This window comes from Vibrio sp. M260121 (genome assembly GCF_036533715.1).
In the GTDB taxonomy this organism is placed as follows: Bacteria; Pseudomonadota; Gammaproteobacteria; order Enterobacterales; family Vibrionaceae; genus Vibrio.
Genome location: NZ_JATABF010000102.1, coordinates 1 through 1,473 on the forward strand (window position 1 = coordinate 1; position 1,473 = coordinate 1,473).

The 1,473-nt window shown below is 35.9% G+C and carries 1 protein-coding gene and 1 pseudogene; both read left to right on the forward strand.

Going from position 1 to position 1,473, the window contains the following annotated elements:
• A pseudogene (locus QTO06_RS25250) lies at positions 1-1,079 on the forward strand (FhaB protein); the annotation flags it as partial.
• A 188-nt stretch (positions 1,080-1,267) separates the two neighbouring features.
• Positions 1,268-1,473: hypothetical protein (locus QTO06_RS25255; RefSeq protein WP_331410332.1), on the forward strand; the 206-nt coding region annotated here is incomplete at its 3' end.

The window sequence follows — 1,473 nt, forward strand, 5'->3', positions numbered from 1 at the left end:
ATAGAGAGTACGTCACAACAAGAACAGAGGCTGAAACATTGCTTTCTTTTGAGGGAAATGTATTTGGTGTAAATGGTGAAGTTGCCACAGAATCTGACTTGGTTATCGACAATATAAACTCATTAGAGATTGATAAGAAAAATATTATTTTAAATATAGTAAATAACTATATTTCTATAAACAAGGCGAAGATAGATGAGCATCCAAATAATATTCTTGTTAGATACTTAAATTCGATGTACAGCACTTTTACTTATGAGTATCGACTATCAAATGTAGAAGTTGTTTCAGATGTTGTAAAAGGCGAAGTATTGGTATACGTCGCTTACACATCTAAACCAAGCAATTGGCCTAAAGGTCAGCCTTGGTCTGAAGATTATGAAGATTTAACGAAATGGGAATACAGTCAGCCATACAAGTTCAGTGTCAACTGGAAAGAGAAGTACGATGAAGAGCAAGGAGATAAAGAACTTGGTTCTACGGGCTACACTTTAACTCAAATTGAAGAGGCAGCGAAAACTTACCTGCAAGTAACGAGTTTTAATAAAGCTAGCACGAATAATAGATATGGGAAACTACTATATAGCTACATTGACCTTGACACTGTAGATGTTTTCAAAGAACCGGATTCAGACACTATAACCATAAGATATGTACAGCGTGATAAGTTTCTTGTTACTTACTATAAGAGGTTTGAATATGAAGAGAAGCAATATCTAACAAAAAAAGTTAATTTAACTCAGTTAATAAAATACTTACCTGTTGATTATCTAGGTTCAAATCTAACTGCAACGGTAAACAGTTCAAACCTGCGAGCTGCGATATCTAATTATCTACGAACAATTCCTACTACTGTTGACTATCCTAAAAATCCATACCGTGGGATGGGATGGGATGTTAAGGAATTCGATAGAACAACCTATCGTTCTCACAAAGTAGTTGGGAACAACGTCGAGATAGAATACACAAGGATCGTTAGAACATATGGTTGTATTAGCTATGCTGGTTGCGGTTGGGCGAATAGAGCTATTTATGAGAAAACCAAATTAACGAAAAACCAGCTCAGTCATTACCTATAAAAGACGTTATATAGTTACTTCCTCCCTTTGACTAAGGGAGGAAGCTTTAATGCTATTTATCATTTATCTCTATTCAATACTACTTATATGGAAAGGTTAATTAATAAATAACTCAGCCCCTTTTGGTGCTTTGATGTAATTGATAAGAGTCACAGAAATTATTCGATGTGACATAAAAAAGGCTTAATATGGAAACGAAGTCGGTTCGCAAATCCGCAAAAATTGCAGTTTTCTCGCTCGTTTCTGCGAGTTTGTTATCAAGCCATGCATTTGCATCAAGTTATGGCCTGTCAAGCAGAACCGATACTCAGGTGCGTCAGAGTTCCTCAAGCAACTTTGATGTTCTGGTGCCTGCGAAAGCGAAAAATGGCATTTCCTACAATGTATTCAGTAA